At 72.2% G+C, this 23,537-nt stretch carries 24 protein-coding genes; 14 read left to right on the forward strand and 10 right to left on the reverse strand.

Annotated features, from left to right (window positions below):
• Positions 1–35 precede the first annotated feature (35 nt).
• Complete coding sequence (locus tag OOJ91_RS25740) at positions 36–389, reverse strand: hypothetical protein (protein WP_266248889.1); 354 nt, start codon at positions 387–389, stop codon at positions 36–38.
• Between the two features lie 162 nt (positions 390–551).
• Entirely contained in the window at positions 552–995 is a 444-nt protein-coding gene (locus tag OOJ91_RS25745; RefSeq protein ID WP_266248891.1) for an XRE family transcriptional regulator, read from the reverse strand.
• A 264-nt stretch (positions 996–1,259) separates the two neighbouring features.
• Between OOJ91_RS25745 and OOJ91_RS25750 the strand changes: the two genes are divergently transcribed.
• From OOJ91_RS25750 to OOJ91_RS25780, 7 genes are all read left to right on the forward strand, one after another.
• Complete coding sequence (locus tag OOJ91_RS25750) at positions 1,260–1,616, forward strand: hypothetical protein (RefSeq protein ID WP_039907344.1); 357 nt, start codon at positions 1,260–1,262, stop codon at positions 1,614–1,616.
• Positions 1,617–1,647: 31 nt separating this feature from the next.
• Positions 1,648–1,983: a hypothetical protein gene (locus OOJ91_RS25755; protein WP_007455629.1), complete on the forward strand. Its 336-nt coding sequence runs from the start codon at positions 1,648–1,650 to the stop codon at positions 1,981–1,983.
• A gap of 470 nt (positions 1,984–2,453) precedes the next feature.
• Positions 2,454–3,869: a PhoH family protein gene (locus OOJ91_RS25760; protein ID WP_266248893.1), complete on the forward strand. Its 1,416-nt coding sequence runs from the start codon at positions 2,454–2,456 to the stop codon at positions 3,867–3,869.
• A gap of 274 nt (positions 3,870–4,143) precedes the next feature.
• On the forward strand, positions 4,144–4,824 hold the full coding sequence (locus tag OOJ91_RS25765) for a lytic transglycosylase domain-containing protein (RefSeq protein ID WP_266248894.1): 681 nt from the start codon (positions 4,144–4,146) through the stop codon (positions 4,822–4,824).
• Positions 4,825–4,938: 114 nt separating this feature from the next.
• Positions 4,939–5,592: a rhomboid family intramembrane serine protease gene (locus OOJ91_RS25770; RefSeq protein ID WP_266248896.1), complete on the forward strand. Its 654-nt coding sequence runs from the start codon at positions 4,939–4,941 to the stop codon at positions 5,590–5,592.
• Between the two features lie 105 nt (positions 5,593–5,697).
• A complete protein-coding gene (locus OOJ91_RS25775; protein WP_266249859.1) occupies positions 5,698–6,666 on the forward strand; it encodes an NAD(P)/FAD-dependent oxidoreductase in 969 nt (322 codons plus the stop codon).
• A 65-nt stretch (positions 6,667–6,731) separates the two neighbouring features.
• Entirely contained in the window at positions 6,732–8,351 is a 1,620-nt protein-coding gene (locus OOJ91_RS25780; RefSeq protein ID WP_266248898.1) for a hypothetical protein, read from the forward strand.
• A gap of 120 nt (positions 8,352–8,471) precedes the next feature.
• On the opposite strand, the gene OOJ91_RS25785 is transcribed toward OOJ91_RS25780, so the two are convergent.
• Positions 8,472–8,765 (reverse strand): hypothetical protein, encoded by a 294-nt coding sequence (locus tag OOJ91_RS25785; protein WP_266248900.1) that lies wholly within the window; start codon positions 8,763–8,765, stop codon positions 8,472–8,474.
• A gap of 103 nt (positions 8,766–8,868) precedes the next feature.
• Between OOJ91_RS25785 and OOJ91_RS25790 the strand changes: the two genes are divergently transcribed.
• Positions 8,869–9,051, forward strand: a complete 183-nt coding sequence (locus OOJ91_RS25790; RefSeq protein WP_039907349.1) for a hypothetical protein — start codon at positions 8,869–8,871, stop codon at positions 9,049–9,051.
• Positions 9,052–9,108: 57 nt separating this feature from the next.
• On the opposite strand, the gene OOJ91_RS25795 is transcribed toward OOJ91_RS25790, so the two are convergent.
• Positions 9,109–10,080 carry a DMT family transporter gene (locus OOJ91_RS25795; protein ID WP_266248902.1) on the reverse strand — a complete coding sequence of 324 codons (972 nt, stop codon included), beginning with the start codon at positions 10,078–10,080 and terminating at the stop codon, positions 9,109–9,111.
• Positions 10,077–11,108 carry a class II fructose-bisphosphatase gene (glpX, locus tag OOJ91_RS25800; protein ID WP_266248903.1) on the reverse strand — a complete coding sequence of 344 codons (1,032 nt, stop codon included), beginning with the start codon at positions 11,106–11,108 and terminating at the stop codon, positions 10,077–10,079. The genes OOJ91_RS25795 and glpX overlap by 4 nt, the downstream gene beginning before the upstream one ends.
• Positions 11,109–11,266: 158 nt before the next feature.
• Between glpX and OOJ91_RS25805 the strand changes: the two genes are divergently transcribed.
• Both OOJ91_RS25805 and OOJ91_RS25810 read left to right on the forward strand, forming a co-directional pair.
• Positions 11,267–11,974 (forward strand): DUF4245 domain-containing protein, encoded by a 708-nt coding sequence (locus OOJ91_RS25805; RefSeq protein WP_266248904.1) that lies wholly within the window; start codon positions 11,267–11,269, stop codon positions 11,972–11,974.
• Between the two features lie 190 nt (positions 11,975–12,164).
• Positions 12,165–13,016 (forward strand): hypothetical protein, encoded by an 852-nt coding sequence (locus OOJ91_RS25810; protein WP_266248906.1) that lies wholly within the window; start codon positions 12,165–12,167, stop codon positions 13,014–13,016.
• A 64-nt stretch (positions 13,017–13,080) separates the two neighbouring features.
• Here OOJ91_RS25810 and OOJ91_RS25815 read toward each other — a convergent pair whose 3' ends face one another.
• A complete protein-coding gene (locus OOJ91_RS25815) occupies positions 13,081–13,302 on the reverse strand; it encodes an exodeoxyribonuclease VII small subunit (RefSeq protein WP_234584122.1) in 222 nt (73 codons plus the stop codon).
• 30 nt (positions 13,303–13,332) lie between these two features.
• The gene (xseA, locus tag OOJ91_RS25820; RefSeq protein ID WP_439117107.1) at positions 13,333–14,583 is read right to left on the reverse strand and encodes an exodeoxyribonuclease VII large subunit; all 1,251 of its coding nucleotides are present in this window, start codon (positions 14,581–14,583) and stop codon (positions 13,333–13,335) included.
• A gap of 96 nt (positions 14,584–14,679) precedes the next feature.
• Here xseA and OOJ91_RS25825 point away from each other — a divergent pair, with 96 nt between their 5' ends.
• Positions 14,680–15,675, forward strand: coding sequence for a 4-hydroxy-3-methylbut-2-enyl diphosphate reductase (locus tag OOJ91_RS25825; RefSeq protein WP_266248911.1), 996 nt, complete (start codon positions 14,680–14,682; stop codon positions 15,673–15,675).
• Between the two features lie 121 nt (positions 15,676–15,796).
• A complete protein-coding gene (locus tag OOJ91_RS25830; protein WP_266248913.1) occupies positions 15,797–16,207 on the forward strand; it encodes a hypothetical protein in 411 nt (136 codons plus the stop codon).
• Between the two features lie 16 nt (positions 16,208–16,223).
• Here the strand turns inward: OOJ91_RS25830 and OOJ91_RS25835 are convergent, their stop codons facing one another.
• A complete protein-coding gene (locus tag OOJ91_RS25835; protein ID WP_266248916.1) occupies positions 16,224–17,372 on the reverse strand; it encodes a DNA recombination protein RmuC in 1,149 nt (382 codons plus the stop codon).
• 54 nt (positions 17,373–17,426) lie between these two features.
• Between OOJ91_RS25835 and OOJ91_RS25840 the strand changes: the two genes are divergently transcribed.
• Complete coding sequence (locus OOJ91_RS25840; RefSeq protein ID WP_266248918.1) at positions 17,427–18,296, forward strand: hypothetical protein; 870 nt, start codon at positions 17,427–17,429, stop codon at positions 18,294–18,296.
• Between the two features lie 161 nt (positions 18,297–18,457).
• Here the strand turns inward: OOJ91_RS25840 and ppc are convergent, their stop codons facing one another.
• Together ppc and OOJ91_RS25850 are read right to left on the reverse strand one after the other, a co-directional pair.
• Complete coding sequence (gene ppc, locus OOJ91_RS25845) at positions 18,458–21,244, reverse strand: phosphoenolpyruvate carboxylase (RefSeq protein WP_266248921.1); 2,787 nt, start codon at positions 21,242–21,244, stop codon at positions 18,458–18,460.
• Between the two features lie 128 nt (positions 21,245–21,372).
• Complete coding sequence (locus tag OOJ91_RS25850) at positions 21,373–22,386, reverse strand: hypothetical protein (RefSeq protein ID WP_266248923.1); 1,014 nt, start codon at positions 22,384–22,386, stop codon at positions 21,373–21,375.
• Between the two features lie 85 nt (positions 22,387–22,471).
• On the opposite strand from OOJ91_RS25850, the gene OOJ91_RS25855 reads away from it, so the two are divergent.
• Positions 22,472–23,512 carry a S66 family peptidase gene (locus OOJ91_RS25855; RefSeq protein ID WP_266248925.1) on the forward strand — a complete coding sequence of 347 codons (1,041 nt, stop codon included), beginning with the start codon at positions 22,472–22,474 and terminating at the stop codon, positions 23,510–23,512.
• Positions 23,513–23,537: the final 25 nt, after the last annotated feature.

Here is a 23,537-nt window from a genome sequence, read left to right on the forward strand (position 1 = left end):
TTCCTGGCCGAGCACCACCGCTCGGCGGCGCGCGGTCAGCGTTCGGCGGCTCCTCGTCCGCGGCGTCCGAACGGCACCACCGCCGCGTCCTGCCCGTGGTTGAGCAGGTAGCCCTCCACGAAGCCTGTGTTGCGGTCCCCGGTGTGGGCCTCGATGTCGTTGAGCCGTGCCACCAGGAACTCGGTGAGCGCGCTGATCCGGTCGTTGAGACGCTCGTGCAGCTCCGCGACGACGGCCAGGATGACCGCCGTGCCGGCGCTGGTGAGAGCGAGAAGGTTGACGAGCAGCGGCAGCTGCCCACCGTTGACCGCGAGGGTCACCACGTTGCCGGTCGCCCACAGTGTCATCGACACCGTGGCGACCACGACTCCCCACCACTTCAGGGTCATGGACAGACCCCTCCTTATGTCCCGCAGGGCTGGGTTCGGCCTTGTCCCGTCCCCCCGCCGATGACGAGCCCAAGCAGTACGAGTACGGACGCTAGCGTGCCCGTTGTGGCCCCGGAGCGAAACGAATGAACCTGACCAGGCGTTCTTTCGCCATCTGAGGAACTAGCCTGCCTGATTGCCTCTATTTCGGACATCGACCGGCAACGTTGGGCGGTATGCGAGGTATCTAATGGTTTCGCGGATGTGGAACTTCTCCGCGTCCGACACGTTCGGGTCGACGAGGCGGCGCAGGAGAGCCTCCACGTCCGGGTCCATCGGTGGGGCCGGCTGGCCGGCGCGGGGGCCGCTGGCGGTGCGGTCCCAGCCGAGCGCCGCGAAGGCGGCGGCGGGGTTCAGGCCCAGGCCCTCGCAGAAGGCGACGACGCGTTCGGCCTCGGGGTCGCTGGCCCAGTCCCCGCGGACCCACCGGTTGATCGTCTGTCGAGAGACGCCGGTACGTCGGGACACCTCGGTGCCGCTCCAGGCCCGCGTCGCCCGCGCCTCGTCGAGGGCACGCCGGACGAAGGTGGCAAAGGCGATCTTTCGCGCATTGGCCGTCTCGGTCACCCCGTGACGGTACGGCCAGCCGGGCGCGGGTGTGCGCCCAGGCACGCTGCTGTCACGCGGACGTGACGGCACTCTCGGATTCGCGGTAAACGATCCAGCGCCGCTGTGGAGGGGTGTCACCCGGGCAGAATAGATGCCCGTAGTGGCGAATGTAAGCGGACGAAAAGCTGATACTGTCACGCTCATGGGACAATCTACGGTGTGTCACGTGCATGAGACGATTGGTGCTCACATGCGTCACGCCCCCGGTGCCGAGGGGGTGTGGTGACCGAGCTCGCCACCCGAGCCCAGGCCTTCGGGCTGATCGCCGAGGGAGTGGCCGCGGGGCTGAGCGCCCCCTGGCGTCTCTACCTCGCCCGAGGCTGCCGATACCTGTCGCTGAGCGTGGGCGACCGCACCGAGTGGAACGCCTGGCGTACCCATCTCGGCTGCCCCGAGTTGAGCGTCCGGGTCTACGACGCCGGCGGGGAGATCCGACGGTCCTCCGTGGCCGAGGTCGTGCTTGACGGCTGCCGGATCAGCGTCGAGCTGGTCGAGGAGGTCAGCACCGACGACCTGGACCGGCTGCTTGTCGCGGATCCCACCGCCGACCCCACCACTGTCGAGCCGGAGGAACGATGAGCCGGCGTCCGGGCCGGGCCGGGGCCGCCCGATGAGCCCGTTCCTCGTGGTCTTCCTCGTCCTGGTGCTCGGTGCCACCAGCTATGCCGCCGGTCGCCTGCACGGGCAGCTCAGCTACCGCATCGGCTACCGCTTCGGCTACCGGCAGGGCTACTTCGACGGCGACCGGGGCGCCTGGAACAGGCGTCGACGCGACGCCCAGGCGGCGATCGCCTCAGCCCTGTCGGTCTCCTCGGCGGGTGCCGTCCGCTCGGCCGGCACGGTGGCCCGCCCCGGCACCACGTACACCGGCTCGTCGTTCACCGCGCCGGCCGCCCCGATCACCGGGCGGCACCCGACCGGCACGCTCGTTCGACGAACCGGCTGAGCCGGCCGGCGGGCCGCCGCGAGCGGTACCGCCGACCGGCGCGGAGAAGACGCGGTGCGTCGTCCGCGGCGGACACGCACCGTCGGGGCCACGTCAGACCGGTGACCGTGGCCCCGCCGGCCGGGATGCGCGCAGGGGGCATGCATCCCGGCCGGCTCGCCGCCCTCCGGCGTGCGCTCCGGTCGCCGGTGTCGTCGTCCCGTCCGGGCGCCGGATCGACCGTGGCGACGACCTGCCGGGTCATCCGACCGGGCGGTGTTCACGCGGCCGTTCCCGGTGATCCACGATCGCCCCTAGCCGGGACGGTCCGCCGCCGCTAGCGTCTAGGCATGGCACGGGGTTCTCCCGAGCCAGCCGGTCCGCCCGGATCTGCGACCTCGCGCACGGGGTTCCGCATCCGACCCCGTGTCACCGGGCACCGGACGAGGCGGAACACGGGTGGCCGGGTGCCCATCCGTCGGAGCAGGCCTGTGACGACTCGCCGTACCACCGCCGGTGCCGACCAGACCCCGGCCGCGACTGCCACGACCCGCCGTGCCCCCCGGAGCCGCCGTACGGCGGCAACCGCGCCGGCCGACCCCAAGGAGCCGCGACCAGCGGGCCAGGCGTTCGTTCTGGACACGTCCGTGCTGCTGTCCGACCCGGCGGCGTTCCACCGCTTCGCCGAGCACGAGGTGGTGCTGCCGCTGGTGGTCATCACCGAGTTGGAGGGCAAGCGGCACCACCCGGAGCTGGGCTGGTTCGCCCGGCAGTCGCTGCGGATGCTCGACGAGCTGCGGATCCAGTACGGCCGGCTGGACACGCCGGTGCCCGCCAACGACGTGGGCGGCACGCTGCGGGTGGAGCTGAACCACACCGACGACGGCGTGCTGCCTCCCGGGTTCCGCACCGAGAGCAACGACGCCCGGATCCTCTCCGTGGCGCTCAACCTCGCCGCCGAGGGCCGGGACGTCACGCTTGTCAGCAAGGACATGCCGCTGCGGGTCAAGGCCGCCTCGGTGGGCCTGCGCGCCGACGAGTACCGGCACGGCCAGGCCGGCGACCCCACCTGGACGGGCATGTCCGAGCTGGATCTGAGCGAGGAGCAGATCTCCGCGCTGTACGCCGGCGAGACGCTCGACCTCGACGAGGCGGCCGGGCTGTCCTGCCACACCGGCCTGGTGCTGCACTCGTCGCGTGGCTCCGCGCTGGGCCGGGTCCTGCCGGACAAGTCCGTCCGGCTGGTCCGGGGCGACCGCGAGGCGTTCGGCCTGCACGGCCGCTCGGCCGAGCAGCGCGTCGCCCTCGACCTGCTGCTCGACGAGACGATCGGGATCGTCTCGCTTGGTGGGCGGGCCGGCACCGGCAAGTCGGCGTTGGCGCTCTGCGCCGGGCTGGAGGCGGTGATGGAGCGTCGCCGGCACAAGAAGGTGATCGTCTTCCGCCCGCTGTACGCCGTCGGCGGTCAGGAGCTGGGCTATCTGCCCGGGTCCGAGTCGGAGAAGATGTCGCCGTGGGCGCAGGCGGTCTTCGACACGCTCGGCGCGGTGGTGCACGAGAACGTGCTGGAGGAGGTCACCTCGCGCGGCATCCTCGAGGTGCTGCCGCTCACCCACATCCGGGGGCGCAGCCTGCACGACGCCTTCGTGATCGTGGACGAGGCACAGTCGCTGGAGCGCGGCGTACTGCTGACCGTGCTGTCCCGGATCGGGCAGGGCTCCCGGGTGGTGCTCACCCACGACGTCGCCCAGCGGGACAATCTGCGGGTCGGCCGACACGACGGCGTGACTGCGGTGATCGAGGCGTTGAAGGGCCACCCTCTCTTCGCCCACGTCACGCTCAGCCGGTCGGAGCGGTCGCCGATCGCCGCGATGGTGACCGATCTTCTGGAGGACATCCCGCTGTGATGGGTCTTTTGTAGGCTTACGTCCACATTCTAGGTGTGGCCCAGGTCACAAAGGTGCCGGTTGGTTTCCCATCAGCCTCACTGTGCGCGATGGTGTCCCACGAGCGCCCACGCACCACACGCATCGTTGGTGATCGTTCGTCCAAGCTGGGCGGCATCGGTGACGGTAGGTGCGTCGGCGCGACCGGCTCACCGGTCGGGGCGCTCATGGCACGGCTGAGGGCCCACGTGGCCTGCGCCGCGCCATGTCCATGCCCCCGACGAAGGGACACTTCGTGAGTCGGCTGTGGAGCCGGTTGGGCGCCCGTACGGCCGCTGTCGCGCTGCTCTCCGTGGGCGTCGCCGGTGGCTTCTACCTGGGCGAAGATCGGGAAACCCAGCAACAGGGCCTGACCGCGCAGGTAGGCGTCGAGGTCGACCGGATCGACCTCGCCTACCAGCGTGAGCGCCAGGCCAGCCACCAGGTCGCGTTCGCGCGGCAGCGGGCCGCGGAATACCAGGCGAAGCTGCGGGCGGCGCAGGCCGCCAAGGAGGCAGCCGAGCGGGCGCGCAGGGCCGAGGCCGCCGCGGCGTCGCGCAAGCGCGAGCGCGAGGCCGCCGCCAAGGACGTCGCCAAGCCGTACGAGGGGCCGATCCCGGCGTCCTGCGCGGAGTACAGCGGCAACCGCAAGATCGGCTGTGCGCTGATGCTCGAGGCGGGCTTCGGCATCGCCGAGTTCCCCTGCCTGGACAAGCTCTGGAACAAGGAGAGCGGCTGGAACCACAAGGCCAGCAACTCCTCCTCCGGCGCGTACGGCATCCCGCAGTCGTTGCCCGGCAGCAAGATGGGCTCGGTCGCGGACGACTGGCGGACGAACCCGGCCACCCAGATCAAGTGGGGGCTGGGCTACATCAAGGGCAAGTACAAGACGCCCTGTGGTGCCTGGACCAACTTCCAGAACAACGGCAACTACTGACGCTGTCGACGGCGGGGCGGGTGGTCATCCACCCGCCCCGCCGTCGCGCGTATTCCGGGCAACCGGGCGGGACGTGAGTGGCGGTAGGCCCCTTTTGCTGATAGCAGTTGGGGGGTGAGCCTGCAGCCGCCAAGCGGCGACCCCTACCGGTTCGGCACCGAGGCGTTCTACGCCGCGCTCGGCCGGGCCTTCGTCGCCATGTGCGCGGTGGTCCCGTTCCTCTTCCTCATCGAGGCCGTCGACCAGGGGCTCGCGTTCGGCCTGGACGCGACCGCCGGCATCATCCCGCACCGCATCGACGGCCTGGACGGCGTCTTCTTCTCGCCGTTCCTGCACCACGGCTTCGACCACCTCTACAGCAACAGCATCCCGCTGATCCTGCTGGGCACCTTCGTGCTGGCCGCCGGTGCCCGCCGGTTCCTCTGGTCGACCCTGATCATCATCCTGGTCAGCGGGCTCGGGGTCTGGTTCACCGGCTCGCCCAACTCGGTGGTGGTCGGCGCCAGCGGGGTGATCTTCGGTTACCTGGGCATCCTGCTCACCCGCGGCATCGTCGAGCGCAGTTGGTGGAACTTCGCGGTCTTCCTGCTCGTCGGTCTGCTCTACGGCTGGCAGTTGGTCGGAATCCTCCCCACCGACGAGCGGATCTCCTGGCAGGGCCACCTGTTCGGGCTGCTCGGTGGCGTGGTGGCGGCGATCCTGTTCCGCCGTCGCCGGCCCACGGTGGAGGGTCCGGACTACTCGGGTTCCACCCTCAGCCTGCCCTGACCTGCTCCTCGGCGCGCCTCTGGGACATGCTTGCCCGACCGCCGCACCCCGCCTACCGTCGAGATCAGCAAGCGTTGATCCGTGAGCGGAAAGCGACGGTACGTCATGCGCGAGGTCGATGTCGCCGTGATCGGGGCTGGTCCAGCCGGCCTCTTCGCCGCGTACTACGCCGGGTTCCGAGGGTTGTCCGTCGCGGTGATCGACGCGCTTCCGGAGCCGGGCGGCCAGGTCACCGCCATGTACCCGGAGAAGCTGATCCTCGACGTGGCCGGCTTTCCCGCCGTGAAGGGCCGTGACCTGGTCGCCAACCTGGTCGCCCAGGCCGCGCCCTTCGGCCCGCAGTACCTGCTCGGCACGCGGGCCGAGAAGCTGTCGTACGCCGATGATCGGCCGGTGCTCGGCCTGGCCGGCGGCGAGCAGCTCGGCTGCGGCGCGGTAGTGGTCACCGGCGGGCTCGGCAGCTTCAGCCCACGCCCACTGCCCTGCGCCGACGGCGCTCCCGGCGCCGGCATCGTCTACTTCGTCACCGACCCGACCGAGCTGACCGACCGGGACGTGCTCATCGTCGGTGGCGGCGACTCCGCCTTCGACTGGGCGTTGGCCCTGCAACCGCTGGCCCGCTCGGTGACCCTGGTGCACCGGCGGGAGAAGTTCCGGGCGCACGCCTCGACTGTCGCCCGGGTGCTGTCGCTACCGGTGCGGGTGGTGGTCAACGCCGAGGTCACCCGCCTGCTCGGCGACGCCACGGTGACCGCCGCCGAGGTGACCGTGCGCGGCGGCGCGGCCGAGACCCTGCCGGTGGACACCGTCGTCGCCGCCCTCGGCTTCACCGCCGACCTGGGCCCGCTCGCCGAGTGGGGTCTCCGGCTGGACCGCCGGCACATCCTTGTGGACAGCGCCATGGCGACGAACCTGCCCCGGGTCTTCGCGGCCGGCGACATCACCGAGTACCCGGGCAAGGTGCGGCTCATCGCCACCGGCTTCGGCGAGGCCGCGACTGCGGTCAACAACGCGGCGGTGGCCATCGACCCGGACGCCCATCTGTTCCCCGGGCACTCGTCCGACGCCGGCTGACCGTCGGTATCGGACACACACCAGCGCGTGTCCAGACCGAGACGCGTCGGGTCGATCCTGGGGGGATGACGGGGCCCGAGAAGACACGTGACGGCGCACCGACGACGCTGTCGTGGCTCTGCCATCCGGCCACGCTGCTGGCCCTGGTGGTGTTGGTGGCCAACGACCACGTGCTGAAGGCGGCGTTTCCGGGCCTGGTGACGGGCAAGCTGAGTGACGTCGCCGGCCTGGTGCTCGCACCACCGCTTGTCGCGGTGCTGCTGACGCTGCTGGCGCCGCGGCTGCCGGCCCGGGTGGCCGCGCTTGCCGGCCTGGTCGCGGTGGGCGCCGGGTTCGCGGTCGTGAAATCCAGTGGGTACGCCGCCGAGCTGGCCTCCTCGGCCTGGACCGTGTTGGCGGGGCCGTCGCTGGTACGGGCCGATTGGACCGACCTGCTCACGCTGCCGGCCCTCGGCCTGGCCTGGTGGAGCTGGACCCGCGCCCGGAGCCGGCCGGTGCGGCACCGGACGGCTCGGCTGGTCCGGCTGCTGGTGGTGCTCCCGCCGGCCGTGCTGGCGGTGGCCGCCACAAGCGCGATCCGCTACCCCTACGCGCTCGGCACCACGACGCTCGACGGCCAACCGGCGATCTCGGTCGGCTCCGGCTTCGAGCCGAACTGGCCGGCCGGGCCGGCGGACGGCCAATGGGCGGTGAGCGACGACGGCGCGACCACGTGGCGGCCCGCCACCGCCAGCGAGAGCTCAAGACTGGACGACCAGGACTCCCCGCGCCGGCAGGCGTGCGCACCGGACGAGCCCCGACGCTGCTACCGAGTGGTTCCCCGGCACCTACGGGTGGAGCAGAGCGACGACGCCGGCGCGACCTGGCAGGTTGCCTGGGAGGTGTCGGACGGGCGGCGCGAGGAGCTGGCCCGCCGGTACCCGAGCCCGGGCGACATTCCCCGGCACTTCTCCTCCCGCGAACTGGTCGTCTACCCGCACGCCGGCGGTGGCCACGAGGTGCTCGTCGCCAACGGTCGGGACGGCTTCGTGCGCCGACTGTCGGACGGCGGGTGGCGGCGCGACGGCTTCCTCGGTGAGCAGGGCGACATGGTCGGCGCGGACAAGCTGCCCGCACTTGACGATGGCGGGCCTGTGCAACGCGAGACGGATCTGTTGCTCGCCATCGCGCTCGCGTTGCTGCTGGGCTGCGCGGTCGCCGTGGTCGCCGGTCACCTGGCGATCCGCCGTGGCGGTGGCCGGCCCTGGTGGGGGATTGCCGGTGGCGTGACGGTGCTGCTGGCCGGGCTGCTGCTGGAGGCCGTCTGGTCCCGCCACGACGACATGAGCACCGTGTTGGGGGTGCTGGTCGGCGTCGCGCCGTTGGGCGGGCTGGCGGTGCTGGTGCTGCTCCTCGTCCCGTGGCTCGGCAGCGCCCCGGGCAGTTGGGTCGGGTGGACTGTTGGTGACCTCCTGCTCACCGCGATCCTGGCCGGGCTGCCGTTGGCCGGCTGGTTGAACGGCAACCCTGAACAGACCCGGATCGCGGTCGCGCTGGCCCTGCTGGCCACCGTGCCGGGCCTGGTGCTGGCCGTCCGGCTCGCGAAGCTGGTTCATCCGGCGCCAGCGTGGGGCCCGGGAGGTCCGCCCCGCCCGCCCTACCCCCCTTACCAGTCCTATCCGCAGCAACCCGTGCCGCCGCGCTGACGTCGGCCCGGCGTCGGCGGGCGCGCGACGATCTGTTCCAAGATTGCCAGCGATGGCGGGTGGAGCGACACGTCCCCGATTGACGGGCGGTCGGCGGTCGGGGCCCTTCGAAGAGATCATCTAGGTGAACGGTGTGCGCCTGGTCCAGCCGACGAACCGCGTGAACAGCGCCTCGGGTCCGGGCATGTCGTCGGGGTTGAGCCGCACCAGGTCCCCGGTCGCGTCGAACAGGTATCCCGCCATCTCGACGGCCAGCCCGACCAGGTCGTCGTCGTAGACCGCGCGCAGTGTCAGTCGGGCGGACGGGCACGGCCAGGTGCCACAGCCGCGCCGGCAGACCCAGATCGGGCGGACGGGCGCGTGTCCGACGGGGATCGGAGGGCGATGAGCAGGGGTTGCACTGGGCGACGACATGCCCCCATGGTGGTCGCAGGCGGTTACCTGCGTCAACAATCAACACCAACAACGTCCAGCGTTGATGCTCGGCTATCACACGTTGTTGCCTACCGTCAAGGACATGGATCTGGTCGGCGTTGCGGAGATCCGAGAGATGCTCGGCGGGATCAGCCGGCAGCGGGTCAGCATCATCGCGAACAGCAAGGGTTTCCCCGACCCGGTTGCCGTGCTCGCGATGGGCAAGGTGTGGCGTCGGCGGGATGTCGCCCGCTGGATCGCTGAACACCGCCCCAGCCAGGACTGAGCCCCTACGACAGCAAGAGCCCCGGTCACCCGGCATGGGTGCCGGGGCATCGCCGGGTCAGCGGCGGGCGGGTGGCGCGAGCGCGGCGATCAGCACGGCCACCATTGTCAGCGCGGCCCCGAGCAGGGTGTTCACGCCGGGGTGCGAGGCAGCGGTCGGCAGCACCAGGTCCAGCAGGACCGCCCCCACGATCTGCCCGGCGATGGTGGCCAGGCCGAGCAGCAGCACTCCGGTGAACCGCACGATCGCGGCGGCGATCGCGATGAACACGATGCCGATGGGCCCGCCCAGGTAGAGCCACGGCTCGTTCGGCAGGTGGCCGGTCGGCCAACCGCGTACCGCGAGGTCGATGGCGAACGCCACGAGCAGGGTGACCGTGCCGACGGCGAAGTTGACGAGCGTGGCGGTCAACGCGCTGTCGGCCGCCGCCCGGACCCGCCCATTGACCGCCTGTTGCCAGGCCGTGCCCACCCCGGCGACCAGCGGCAGGAGGGCCAGCGCCAGCGCGCCCGGAGCGCCGAGCCGGTCACCGACCGCCAGGCCGACCGCGAGCACGGTGAGGACCGCGCCGGCCAGCCGTTGCCGGGTCACCGGCTGCCGGCCGGTCGGACCGATGCCGGCCCGGTCCACGGCGAGGCTGCTGCCGGACTGGCCGGCGACCACGGCCACGGTGAAGACCGCTACGCCCAACGTGCCGATGGTGAGGCCCTGGGAGGCCACCAGGAACGCGCCGCACATCCCGCCCAGGCACTGCCAGGGCCGGAGCGTGCCCGCCGCGAGGGCGCGACGTAGCGCGGTCAGCCCCCGTCGCCCGCCGGGGGTGGCGGGCACCAGCACCAGCAGCACCACCAGGCCGATGCCGAACGAGACCACCGCGGCGGCGAACCCGTCGGCCAGGCGTACGCCCAGCTCGCCGTTGATCCGCGACTGCACCGCCACCGCGACCCCGGCGACCGACGCCAGCGCGACGCCGAGGATGCGGCGGGCGGCCGACAGGGTCTGCGGGGTCGCCGTGTCGGCGGCTGTCACTCCTGCTCGGCCAGCGGACGACCGTCGAAGTCGACAGCGGAGTAGAGGGCCAGCTTCTCCAACCGGTGGTACGAGTCGATCACCCGGATGGTGCCGCTCTTCGAGCGCATCACGATCGACTGGGTGTACGCGCCGCCGGCCCGGTATCGCACACCGCGCAGCAGGTCCCCGGAGGTGACCCCGGTCGCCACGAAGAAGCAGTTGTCCCCGGTGACCAGGTCGTCGGTGTCGAGCACCCGGTCCAGGTCGTGCCCGGCGGCGAGCGCCTTCTCCCGCTCCTGGTCGTCCTGCGGCCAGAGCTTGGCCTGCATCGCCCCGCCCATGCACTTCAGCGCGCAGGCCGAGATGATGCCCTCGGGCGTGCCGCCGATGCCCATCAGCACGTCGACGTCTGACTCGCCCCGGGCCGCCGCGATGGTGCCGGCGATGTCGCCGTCGGAGATGAACCGGATGCCCGCCCCGGTCCGGCGAATCTGGGCGACCAGGTCGTCGTGGCGGCTGCGGTCCAGCACGCAGACCGTCACCTCGGACACGTCGGTGCCCTTGACCTTGGCGATCCGGCGCAGGTTCTCGGCCACCCCGGCGTTGATGTCGATCACGTCGGCGTACGCGGGGCCGACGGCGAGCTTCTCCATGTAGAAGACCGCGCTCGGGTCGAACATGGCGCCCCGCTCACTGACGGCGAGCACCGCCACCGCGTTCGGCATGCCCTTGCTCATCAGGGTGGTGCCGTCGACCGGGTCGACAGCGACGTCCACCTCCGGGCCGGTGCCGTCGCCGACGTGTTCGCCGTTGAAGAGCATCGGGGCGTTGTCCTTCTCGCCCTCGCCGATCACCACGACGCCCCGCATCTGAATGGAGTTGATCAGCTTGCGCATGGCGTCGACGGCGGCTCCGTCGCCGCCCTCCTTGTCGCCCCGGCCGACCCACCGGCCGGCGGCCATCGCCGCGGCCTCGGTGACCCGGACCAGGTCGAGGGCCAGGTTACGGTCGAGATCCTGTGGGATCCGCGTCCTGGTGTTCGTCATGACGGCTGCTCCTCCTCGCGACGGTGCGGGGACAGCCGGCGGCGGAGCGGTCCCGCTGCCGGCTTTGTCGCTGATCCTCACACGATGGCCGACCGGGCGTCGGCGCGGGGCGGTGATGGGCCGGATACCGCCGGTCGGGCGGCTGCGAAGATGGCAGGGTGGAACCCGCACAGCCAGCCGACCGCGTACCCGCCGACCGCACGCCGCCCGACGGCCACCCGCCGGTCGACCACCCCGTCGGCGCCGAGCCCACCCCGACCGGCCCGACGGTGCCGGGCGACGATGCCGGCCGGCCCGACGACGCCGCGGGGACCGGTGAGCGGCCCGCGCCGCCGCCACGGGTGGCGGCGGCCGCGACCAAGGCCGAGCGGTCGCCCAAGGACATGGCGATCTCGCTGCTGGTGCTGCTGATCCCGATCGCGCTGCTGCTCGCGTTCTACAGGGGTTTCCTCGGCGGCGACCAGGCCACCACCGTCGATCCGGCCCCGGCGATCGAGCAGGCGCGGTCGGCGAACACCTTCCCGGTGAGCGAGCCGCAGGGGCTCGGCTCCGGCTGGCGTACGGTCAGCGCCCGCTACCAGACCGTCGAGGGTGGCGCGAACCTGCGGATCGGCTACCTCACGCCCGAGGGGCGAGGCGTCCAACTGTTGCAGAGCAACGTGCCGGTGGAGCAACTGCTCCCGGCCGAGCTGACCGACCAGAGCCAGCCACAGGGCCCGACGGAGCTGGCCGGGCGCACCTGGCAGCGCTACACCGCCCGGGGGAACCAGCAGGCGCTGGTCCTGCTGGAGCCGACCCGCACGGTGCTCGTCGTCGGTGACGCCCGGGACAACGAGCTGCGCGACCTCGCCGGCGCTCTGCGCTGACAGTCCGCCATCGATTCGGCGCAAGCAACCGGACAGAAGGGTGATTGCTCGACGCGTCGACAGGGAACAAGGAGGCTGCGACCCGGGCGCGCTGCTCGGCCCGGATCGCGCGGCGTGGCCAACGGTGCTGCCGCGCCGCCCGGTTTCCGGCGCCGACCAGGTCGTCGGGTGACCCCCTTGGGAGACACGTATGACTGTTCGACGACTCGGTGCCGGCCTGGTAGCCGCCGCCCTGTTCACGCCCGCCCTGGCCGCCTGCGCCGGCGGTACGACAGGCACCGCCGGATCGACCGCGTCCCCGACGGTGAGCGCGTCCGGCGCGCCCAGCGCGTCCGGCGGCGCGCCGGTGTCGGGCGACGCCAAGCAGGCGCTGCTCGACTCCACCAAGGAGATCAGCAACGGCAACTTCCGGTTCACGCTCTCCGGCGCCGGTTCGACTGCCGAGGGGCAGGTGCACCAGCCGAGTCAGAGCGCCGCGATGAAGTTCTCCATCGGCGGCCCCTCGTCCGACCTGGCGATGAAGCTCGACGTGATCCACGCCAAGCCGGACAGCTGGGTGAAGCTGGAGCTGACCGGCCCCACCGCCGACAGCCTGCCCGCCATCAAGCAGCTCAACCTCGGCAAGTACCAGCACCTCGACCAGGCCCGCATCAAGGGCAACAAGAACCTCGGCTTCGACTTCGAGAAGGTCGACCCGGCCGGCAGCGCGGTGCTGACCCAGGGCATCACCGAGGTCCGCAGCACCGGCACCGGCACGTACGCCGGCACCATCGACGTCACCAAGGCCGCCGAGGCCGGCTCGCTGAACGCCGCCACGATCGCCGCGCTGGGCACCCAGGCGAAGACTGTCCCGTTCACCGCGAAGGTCGACCCGCAGGGCCGGCTCAGCGAGCTGGTGCTGCAACTCCCGGCGAGCGGGCAGACCACCGCCCAGGAGATCCGGATGACGTACTCCGACTACGGTTCCGCCACCGCCGCGCAGAAGCCGCCGGCGGACCAGGTCGTCGAGGCGCCGGCCGAGCTCTACAGCCTGTTCAACTGACAGCCGTACGTCGGTGGGGCGGCTCCGGCCGCCCCACCGGCAGCTCCGGGCGGGGCGTCGGCGATCAGGACGCGGGGTCCTGGCGGGCGGCGTCGATGCGTGCCCGGGCGCCGTCCAGCCAGCGCTGGCAGATCACCGCCAGCGCCTCGCCGCGCTCCCAGAGCGCCAACGACTCCTCCAGGGACGTGCCGCCTGCCTCCAGCCGCTCGACCACCGAGGCCAGTTCGGCGCGGGCCTGCTCGTAGCTGAGCCGCTCGTCCGGCCCGGCCTTCGTGTCGTCAGTCATCGCGTCCATCTCAGCACACCCCTGTCCGGGTCACCGCGTCGCCACGGCACCGTCGACGGTCGCGGCCAACTCGCCGTCGGCGAGGCGTACCCGCAGCGGGTCGCCCTTGCCGACCTCGGTCGCCGCCCGCACGACGTGCCCGTCGGCGCGTTGCACGATCGCGTACCCCCGGTCCAGGGTGGCGGCGGGGGAGAGGGCGCGCAGCCGGGCCAGGGTGTGCCGCAGGTCGTCGTCGGCGCCGGCGAGCCGGTGGTCCAGGCAGCGGCCGGAGCGCTGACGCAGCGCGGCAAGCTCGGTCGCGCGGTGCTCCACCATCACCTGGGGGCGGGCCAGCACCGGCCGGGACCGCAGGCTGTCGAGGCGGTGGGACTCCCGGTCGACCAGGTTGCGGACCGCCCGCTGGAGGCGGTGCCGGGCCTGGCCGATGAGGCGTACCTCCTCGGTGAGGTCGGGGACCACGCGCTTGGCCGCGTCGGTCGGGGTGGAGGCGCGCAGGTCGGCGACGTAGTCGACAAGCGGCGCGTCCGTCTCGTGGCCGATCGCGCTGACCACCGGGGTACGACAGCCGAAAACGGCCCGGCAGAGCGCCTCGTCGGAGAACGGCAGGAGATCCTCGATGCCCCCACCGCCCCGAGCGATGATGATCACGTCGATGCTCGGGTCCGCGTCCAACACCTTGAGCGCGTCGATGATCTGCGGCACGGCGGACGGGCCCTGCACGGCCACGTTCACCGTCCGGAACTCCACGGCGGGCCAGCGCCGCCGGGCATTTGTCAGCACGTCCCGCTCGGCGGCCGACGCGCGGCCGGTGATCAGCCCGATCCGGCCGGGCAGGAACGGCAGCCGGCGCTTGCGGGCGCGGTCGAACAACCCCTCGGCGGCGAGCAGCTTCTTGAGCTTCTCCAGCCGGGCCAGCAGCTCACCGAGCCCCACCTGCCGGATCTCGTCGGCCCGCAGACTCAGCGTGCCCCGCGCGGCGTAGAACTCCGGCTTGGCGTGCAGCACCACGCGAGCGCCTTCGCGCAGCTCCGGAGCACCGGCGTCCAGCACGTCGCGGTTGGTGGTGACGGTCAGGCTCAGGTCGGCGGACGGGTCACGCAGGGTCAGGAAGACAGTGGTGGCCCCGGGACGGCGGCTGATCTGCGCCACCTGACCGTCCACCCACACCCAGCCCAGCTTGGCGATCCAAGCCCCGACCTTCTGCGAGACAACCCGAACCGGCCAAGGCTCCTCAGCGCTGCTGCCGCCCCCACTACCCGCACCCACACTCACCCGCCCCACCCTACGGACCCCCGCGGTGATCAAGAAGTTTGCGTCAGTTTCGCGCGCGTTTCTGACGCAAACCTCTTGATCACCGGGGTTCGGGCCGGGGTTCGGGTGGGCACGTACGATGGGGGGGTGACTGATCTCCGGACCGGCAAGCGCGTGCTCCTGGCCAAGCCCCGCGGCTACTGCGCGGGTGTGGATCGCGCCGTGCAGACAGTCGAGGAGGCGCTGAAGCTCTACGGCGCCCCGATCTACGTGCGCAAGCAGATCGTGCACAACAAGCACGTCGTGCAGACGCTCGAGGCCCAGGGCGCGATCTTCGTGGAGGAGAACGAGGAGGTGCCCGAGGGCGCCACAGTCATCTTCTCCGCGCACGGCGTGGCGCCGGAGGTCTACGAGCAGGCCCGCGAACGCTCGTTGAAGGCCATCGACGCGACCTGCCCGCTCGTCACCAAGGTGCACCAGGAGGCGAAGCGCTTCGCCGCCGAGGACTACGACATCCTGCTGATCGGCCACGAGGGGCACGAGGAGGTCATCGGCACCGCCGGTGAGGCCCCCGCGCACATCCAGCTCGTGGACGGTCCGGACGGCGTCGACAAGATCACCGTACGCGACCCGGAGAAGGTCGTCTGGCTCTCCCAGACCACGCTCTCGGTGGACGAGACGCTGGAGACCGTCGCCCGGCTCAAGACCCGCCTGCCGCTGCTCCAGTCCCCGCCCAGCGACGACATCTGCTACGCCACGTCCAACCGGCAGCACGTCGTCAAGGAGATCGCCCCCGAGTGCGACGTGGTGATCGTCGTCGGCTCGACGAACTCCTCCAACTCGGTCCGGCTGGTCGAGGTCGCCCTGGACGCCGGTGCCCGCGCCGGTCACCTGGTCGACTTCGCCCACGAGATCGAGGACGCCTGGCTGGCCGACGCCCGTACGGTCGGGGTGTCCTCCGGCGCGAGCGTCCCGGAGGACCTGGTCCACGACGTGCTGGCGCACCTGGCCGCACGCGGTTTCGCAGACGTCGAGGAGATCACCACCGCCAACGAGCGGCTGACCTTCTCGCTTCCGCAGGAGCTGAAGCGGGACATGAAGGCCGCTGCGGCCCGCGGCTGAGCACCTTCGGGCGGAGGCGAGCACGCCGCGACGCCTGCACGCAGGCCGGGGGAGCACGCCCCGGCCCCGAGTGGTGGATCGCTGTGGGAACGCCGCGCCGTCCCGGTGCGTCGAAGGCGGCATGAGGACATTTCGGCTCGTCGTCCCCGCCCTGGTCGTCTGCGCGGCGCTGAGCGCCTGCGGTGGGACGGACGGCCCCGCCACCCCCGGCCCGTCGTCGACAACGAGCGGGCAGCCCACCTCGTCCGCGCCGAACACTCCCGCCCCGGCGACCACACCCTCCCCGCCGCTCAAGTCGCCGGGCGGCCCCACCGTCCCGCCACCTGTCGGCGCCACCGAACTCACCGGCACGATCACCGCCGGGGTGGAGCCGAACTGCCTGCTGCTCGACGGGTACCTGCTGGTGGGCGGCCCGCGGGACGTGCTGGTCCCCGGCGCCCGGGTCACCGTCACCGGCCGGGTGGAGAAGGGCACGATGACCACCTGCCAGCAGGGCACGCCGTTCGTCGTGGAGGCCGCCAACCGCAGGTGACGGCCTCGGCGCCCGGTCAGCGGTCGGCGTCGTCCAGCAGCTCCGGCGCCTGCGGCTGGCGCGGGGTCAGCTCGACCTGGGCGGGGGCCGCCAGCTCGTCGTCCGAGACGCCCAACTCGGCGAGCTTGCGGGCGCTGACCAGCACCCGAGCCTCCAGCGAGCCGACAGCCCTGTTGTACGCGGTCACCGCGCCTGCCAGCGACGAGCCGAGCTTGCCCACGTGGTCACCGAGGGTGGAGAGGCGGCCGTACAGCTCCCGGGCGAGGGTGTGCACGGCCAGCGCGTTGCGGGCCAGCGCCTCCTGCCGCCACGAGTAGGCCACAGTGCGGAGCAGGGCGACAAGGGTGGCCGGCGTGGCCAGCACCACGTTGCGGGTGAACGCGTGCTCCAGCAGCGTCGGGTCGCGTTGGAGCGCGACGTCGAGGAACGGGTCGGCGGGCACGAACAGGACGACGAACTCGGGCGAGCTGTCGAACGCGGTCCAGTACGACTTGGCGGCCAGAGCGTCGACGTGCCCCCGCAGGTGCCGGGCGTGCGCATCGAGGTGGGTGTCCCGGCCGCGCTCGTCGCGAGCCTCCATCGCGGTGAGGTACGCGTCGAACGGCGCCTTCGCGTCCACCACCACGGACCGGCCGCCGTGCAGGCGGACCACCAGATCCGGGCGGACGACCTGGTCGTCGGTGGCGGCGGTGACCTGCTCGGAGAAGTCGCAGTGCTCCAGCATGCCGGCCGCCTCGACGATCCGGCGCAGTTGGTGCTCGCCCCAGCGGCCCCGCACCTGCGGAGCGCGCAGCGCAGCGACCAACTGCTTGGTCTCGGTGCGCAACTCCCCGGAGACCGCGTTCATCGAGCGGACCTGCTCGCGCAGCTCGGCGTACGCGTCGACCCGGTCGTGCTCCAGCTCGGCGACCCGCTGCTCGTAGCGACGCAGGCTGTCGTGCAGCGGCGCCACGGCACGGGCCACCGCCTCCTGCGACTGCGCGGTGGCCTCGTAGCTCAGCGCCCGCATGGACTGCTCCAGCCGCCCCTCGCCCTCCCGGGTCGCCGTCAGGGTGGCATCCAGCCTGGCGATGTCGGCCGCCGACCGGGACCGGGCCGCGAGCCAGCCCACCGCCCCGCCGGCGCCAAGGCACACGATCACCACCAGCAACGTCGAGACGTCCATCACCGGAGCTTGCCAGACGGCTAGGACGAGACAGCCGGGGGTACGTTCGATGACATGGAACTTGTGCTGTGCCTCGCCATCGTGGTGATCGGGGCGCTGGGCGCCGTCGCGCTCATCCGCGCCCAGTCCACCGCCCGTCGGCGCACCGAGCTGGGCGACGCCCGGGCGGAGGCGCACCGTTGGTACGAGCGCCTCGGCGGCCAGCTGTTGACCCTTCAGGGCGACGAGCCGGCGGTCCGCCAGGCGCTTGCCGACGCCGGTGAGCGGTACAACGCGGCGGGTTCGCAGTTGGAGCAGGCGCGTACGCCGAACCAGTTCGCGCTCGCCCGGGAGACCGCGTTGGAGGGACTGGCGTACATCCGGGCGGCGCGGACCGCGCTGGGGATCGATCCCGGCCCCGAGGTGCCGGCGCTGGCAGCCGCGCGGGGCGTCGGACAGCTCACCAAGGAGCGCGAGGTCGACGTGCAGGGGCAGACCTTCCGGGCCGGCCCGCAGCCAGGTCGGCAGACGCCCTACTACTACCCGGGTGGCAGGTACCAGGGCCGGCCGGTGCCGGCCGGCTGGTATTCGACTCCGTGGTGGAAGACCGCGTTGGGCGCGGGGGCCGGTGTGCTCGGCGGCATGCTGATCGCCGACGCGCTGTTCTCGCCGGCCTTCGCCGACCCGGGGTACGGCTACGACCAGGGCTACCAGGAGGGCTTCGGTGACGGCGCCGACTCCGCCGACGACCAGGGCGCCGATGGCGGTGACCAGGGCGGCGACGCCGGGGACCAGGGCGGCGACTTCGGGGGCGGCGACCAGGCGGGCGACTTCGGCGGCGGCGACTATGCCGGCGGCGACTTCGGCGGCGGGGGTTTCGGTGGCGGTGACTTCGGCGGCGGCGACTTCGGTGGCGGTGACTTCGGCGGCGGCGGCGACTGGTGAACGCCGAGGGCCGCTGACTGAGGGCCGCGACGCTGAACGCCGAGGGCCGCTGACTGAGGGCGGCGGCGAGCCCAGGGGCCGTCGACTCGCGAAGATCGCCGGCTGACACGTGCAACGGGCCCCGGTCGTGACGACCGGGGCCCGTTCGCTGTGCTGCCTGATCAGCCGGTGTTGCGCATGCCGGCGGCGATGCCGTTCACAGTGGTGAGCAGCGCGCGCTCCAGGGCGGTGCCGTCGCTGGGTGCGCGCCGGCCACCCGGGGCGGTGGCCACCGCACGGCCTGCCGCGCCGGACTCCCGGTACTGCCGCAGCAGCGCCACCTGGAGGTGGTGCAGCGGCTCAAGGTAGGTGTCGCGCACGGCCAGGGTGCGCTGGAGCACCGGCGAGTTCTCCAGCAGGGCGGGGGAGGCGGTCACCGCCAGCACCTCGCGCTTGGTCAGCTCGTACTCCCGCTCGATCTGCTCGAAGATCGGGTGCAGCTTCTTCGGCACGAGGGTCTCGACGTACCGGCGGGCGATGCTGAGGTCGGTCTTGGTCAGCATCATCTCGACGTTCGACAGGAACGTGCGGAAGAAGTGCCAGTTGCGGTGCATCTCGGCGAGGACGTCCGCCAACCCGGCCTCCCGGGCGGCGGCCAGCCCGGAGCCGACGCCGAACCAGCCCGGCACGATCTGCCGGGTCTGCGTCCAGCCGAACACCCACGGGATGGCCCGCAGACCGGAAAGCCCGGCGCCGGTGTTGGGGCGCTTCGCCGGTCGGGAGCCGATGTTCAGCGCGCCGAGCAGCTCGGTGGGGGTGGACGCCCAGAAGTACGCCGGCAGGTCCGGGTCCTCGACGAGGGTGCGGTACGACCGGAACGCGGACTCGGAGACCACGTCCATCGTCGCGTCCCAGCGTTCAAGCATCTCGGCCGGCTGCCGGGGCGCGGTGTGCAGCAGCGTCGCCTGGAGCACCGCGGCGAGGGTCAGCTCCAGGTTCTCCCGGGCCAGCGAGGGCAGGGTGTACTTGTCGGAGATGACCTCGCCCTGCTCGGTCACCTTGATCGCGCCGTCAAGCGTGCCGTACGGCTGCGCCAGGATCGCCTCGTGCGTCGGGCCGCCGCCGCGCCCGACCGTGCCGCCGCGGCCGTGGAACAGCCGCAGGCGTACGCCGTGCCGGGCGGCCACGTCGCGCAGCGCGCGCTGGGCCCGGTGGATCGACCACTGGCTGGTGGTGATCCCGGCCTCCTTGTTGGAGTCGGAGTAGCCCAGCATGACCTCCTGCACGTCGCCGCGGGCCGCGACGAGCGCCCGGTACGCGGGCAGCGACAGCAGCTCGTCGAGGAGTTCGCCACCGGCGTTCAGCTCGGCCGGGGTCTCCAGCAGCGGCACGAAACCGATCCGGGCCCGCCCGCTGTGCACGTCTACCAGCCCGGCCTCGCGGGCGAGCACCACGGCGGCGAGCACGTCGTCGACCCCCATGGTCATCGAGATGATGTACGACTCGATCACCTCGTTGCCGAACCGGTCCTGCGCCTCGCGGATCGTGCTGAACACGTCGAACGTCTTGCGGGCCGGCTCGGTCAGCGGGGTGTCCAGGGTGGACAGCGGTCGACGGCCGGTCAGCTCGTCGGCGAGCAGCTTGGTGCGCTCCAACCGGCTCAACGACGGGTAGTCGGACACCTCGCCGACGGCCGCGTAGAGCTGGGTGAGCACCTCGTGGTGCTTCTCGGCGTGCTCCCGGACGTCCATAGTCGCGAGGTGCAGGCCGAACGCGGAGACCGTCCGTATGGTGGAGGCCAGCCGGCCGACTGCGGTGAGCTGGCCGGAGTTGCGGGCCAGCGAGGCGCGCAGCAGGTCCAGGTCGGCGATCAGCTCGGCGGAGCCGCGGTAGTCGCGGCCCGGGACGTGCGCGGTGCCCTGGCGCAGCCGCTGCCGGGTGTTGGCCAGCTTGGCCTTCACGCAGCGCGCCTTGAGCCGGTACGGCTCCTCCGCGTTGACCCGACGGAACCGCTGGGCCACCTCGGGCAGCGCGTCGAGGTCGGCGGCGAGGCTGGCGGAGAGGTCCAGCGACACCCCGCGCAGTCGGCGGGACACCGAGACCTCGTTGATCAGGTGGTCCATGGCCTTCTCGGTGGCCGCGATGCCGTGCTCGTGCTGGATGGTCAGCACCTCGCGGGTGACCGCCGGGGTGACGAACGGGTTGCCGTCGCGGTCGCCGCCGATCCAGGTGCCGAAGCTCAGCGGGCGGGCCGTCGGCGACGTCTCCACGCCGAGGGTGCGCAGCGTGTCGGCCAGGTCGTCGAGCACCTGCGGGGCGGCCTCGGCGTACAGGTCGCGCAGGTAGTAGATGGCGTTGCGGGCCTCGTCGGTCGGGTCGGGCCGGTCGAGGCGCAGCTCGTCGGTCTGCCACATCAGGTCCAGCAGTTCGGCCAGCCGACGGTTGGCCGGGCCCTCGTCGCTGGCGCCGTAGAGGATCGCGTTTGCGGTCTCGGTGTCCAGCTCGTCGGCGATGGCCCGCAGCTTGGACAGGATCGAGCGGCGGGCCGCCTCGGTCGGGTGGGCGGTGAAGACCGGCCGGACCGCCAGGCGGCGGGCCGCGGCGGCGATCTCCTCGGCCGGCACCCCCCGCTCGGCGATCATCTTGGCCGCCTGGTCCAGCCAGCCGCCCTGCACGGCGCGGCGGCGACGCAGGTCCCGCGCGCGGTGCACCTGTTCGGTGATGTTGGCCAGGTGGAAGTAGGTGGAGAAGGCGCGGGCCAGCTTGGTGCCGGTGGTCACGTCGAGCCCGCCGAGCCGCTGGGCGGCGGCCGGGACGTCGGAGCGGACCTGGGCGCGGATCTCCTCGACGAGGTCGAGCAGGGGACGGCCCTCCTGGCGGGCCAGCGTCTGGCCGAGCAGGGTGCCGAGTCGGCGGATGTCGGCGCGCAGCGCGGCGTCCGGGCCGTCGTGGTCATGCTGGTCGGTCACGATGCGCTCCTTACGTGAGTACGAAGGACAGCGCTGTCCGACTCCCTGGATGGTATCCGCGCCGGGCCGGCTGGCAGGAGGGGCTCTCCACATACCGCGCCGTGACACGGAACACCTCGGAGATCACTTCAGGGTCTTGCGCCAGCTGTCGCCCGACGTCCCCGGACCCGGGTCGCGCCGAGCAGGGCGGCCAGCGCGAGTACCGCCCAGAGCGCCAGGCCGGTCAGCGGCCAGCCGATCGAGCGCCTGTCGAAGTACACGGCCGACTTGATCAGGTCGGTGGCCAGGCCGGGCACGTTCCACAGGTGCATGCCGCGCAGCCAGGTGGGCAGGAACTCGGGGGCGTAGATGCCACCGGAGCCCGGGTTGCCGAGCACCACCAGCAACAGGATGACCAGCCCGGTGCCGAGGATGCCCAGCCAGCCCTGGACCGCGGCGGCGACCATCGCGGCGGCGAACGCGGCAAGCATCCCCGTGCCGGCGACTGCCGGCAGGTCATGGTGCCAGACGTCCAGCACCGGACCGACGATCACCGCCCCGGCGATGCCGAGCACCACGCTGTAGACGGCGAGCGCCCCGATGCGCAGACCGGCGCGGCGCAGGGTGCGCGGGGCGGTCCCGGCGGAGATGCCGAGCACTGTCGAGGCCAGATATCCGCCGAGGACGTACCCGATGGCCAGGTAGAAGGGGACCAGGCCGCGGGGGTCGCTGCCGGCCACCGGCACCTCGTCGGTCACCCGCAGCGGCACCCGGGCCTGCTGGGCGGCGCTTGTGAGCACCTGGATGACCAGGTCGGTGGCGGACGGCGCGCCGGCGCTGGCAGTGGTCAGGACGAGCCCGCCGTCGGGGGCGGCGCCGAGTACCGCGTACACCTCTCGGCTGGTCAGGCCGTCGTCGGCGGCGCCCGGGTCGGCGTACTCGATGGCTTTGATCTTGTTGGTCCGGTCACGGATTGCGGCCAGGACCGTGCGCGCGGGCTGGTCGCCGGCCGCCACGCCGACAGGCACGTCGCGGGGGTGGGGCTGGTGCAGGGCGCCGACGTACGCGGCGATGAAGGCGGTGGCCAGCACGAGGGTGCCGAGCAGCAGGCCGGCGGTACGGGGGAGCCAATCGCGTACCCGGACCTCCGACGCCTCGTCCACCAGGTCAGCCTAAGGGGGTATTTGCCCGGCTTGTGGCGTTTCTTCGAGCGGAAAAATCGCTGGTGCCGGGCGTTAACGTCTGATCATGGTGTCGCCGAGCTACCCCGCCAAACCGAAGCCGGGCGACCGGGTCGCGGTCGTCTCCCCCTCCGCCGGCCTGCCGGCGGTCTTCCCCCACGTGTACGAGTTGGGGCTGCGCCGGCTGCGCACAGAGTTCGGGCTGGAACCCGTGGAGTACCCGACGACCCGCGAGCTGGGGGCCGACCCGCGCGACCGGGCCCGCGACCTGACCGCCGCGTTCGCCGACCCGACGATCACCGCGGTGCTCGCCACCGTCGGCGGGGACGACCTGATCACTGTCACCCCACACCTCGACGACGACGTGCTGCGGGCCAATCCGAAGCCCTACTTCGGCTACTCCGACAACACAAACGTGCTCAACCACCTCTACCGGTTGGGGATCGTCGCGTACCACGGGGGCTCGGTGCTGGTGCACCTCGGCCGGCCGGGCCGGCCACACCCGCTGACCTTCGACTCGCTGCGCGCCGCCCTGTTCACAAGCGACTGGTACGAGCTGTCACCGGCCCGCGAGTGGGGCGACAGGCCCAACCCGTGGACCGAGCCGGAGACGTTGGCGCACGAGCCGGAGATGCTGCCGGGCGAGGGCTGGCGCTGGCAGGGGCCGGCGCGGGTCGTACGGGGGCGGACCTGGGGTGGCTGCCTGGAGATCGTGCACTGGCTGCTGGCCACCGACCGGGTGCCGACCGCCGCCGAGTTGGACGGGTCGGTGCTGGTCGTCGAGACCTCGCAGGAGATGCCGAGCGCCAAGGAGGTCTTCCGGATCGTCCGGAACCTCGGGGAGCGGGGGCTGCTCGCCGCATTTCCCGCGGTAGTCGTCGGCAGGCCGAAGGCCTGGGACTTCGACAAGCCGCTGACGGTGCCCGAGCGGCGGGCCTGGGGCGAGGCCCAGCGGGACGCCATCACCCGCGCCCTGGCCCCCTACAACCCGGACGCGGTGGTGGTGTTCGACGTCGACCTCGGCCACACCGACCCGCAGGTGATCATCCCGTACGGCGGGCAGATCCGCGTCGACGCGATAGACCGCCGCATCGCGGTGCGCTACTGAGAACCGTGCACCGCCCGCTTCGGCG

Origin of the sequence: Micromonospora lupini (assembly GCF_026342015.1) — a bacterium.
Lineage (GTDB): Bacteria > Actinomycetota > Actinomycetes > Mycobacteriales > Micromonosporaceae > Micromonospora > Micromonospora lupini_B.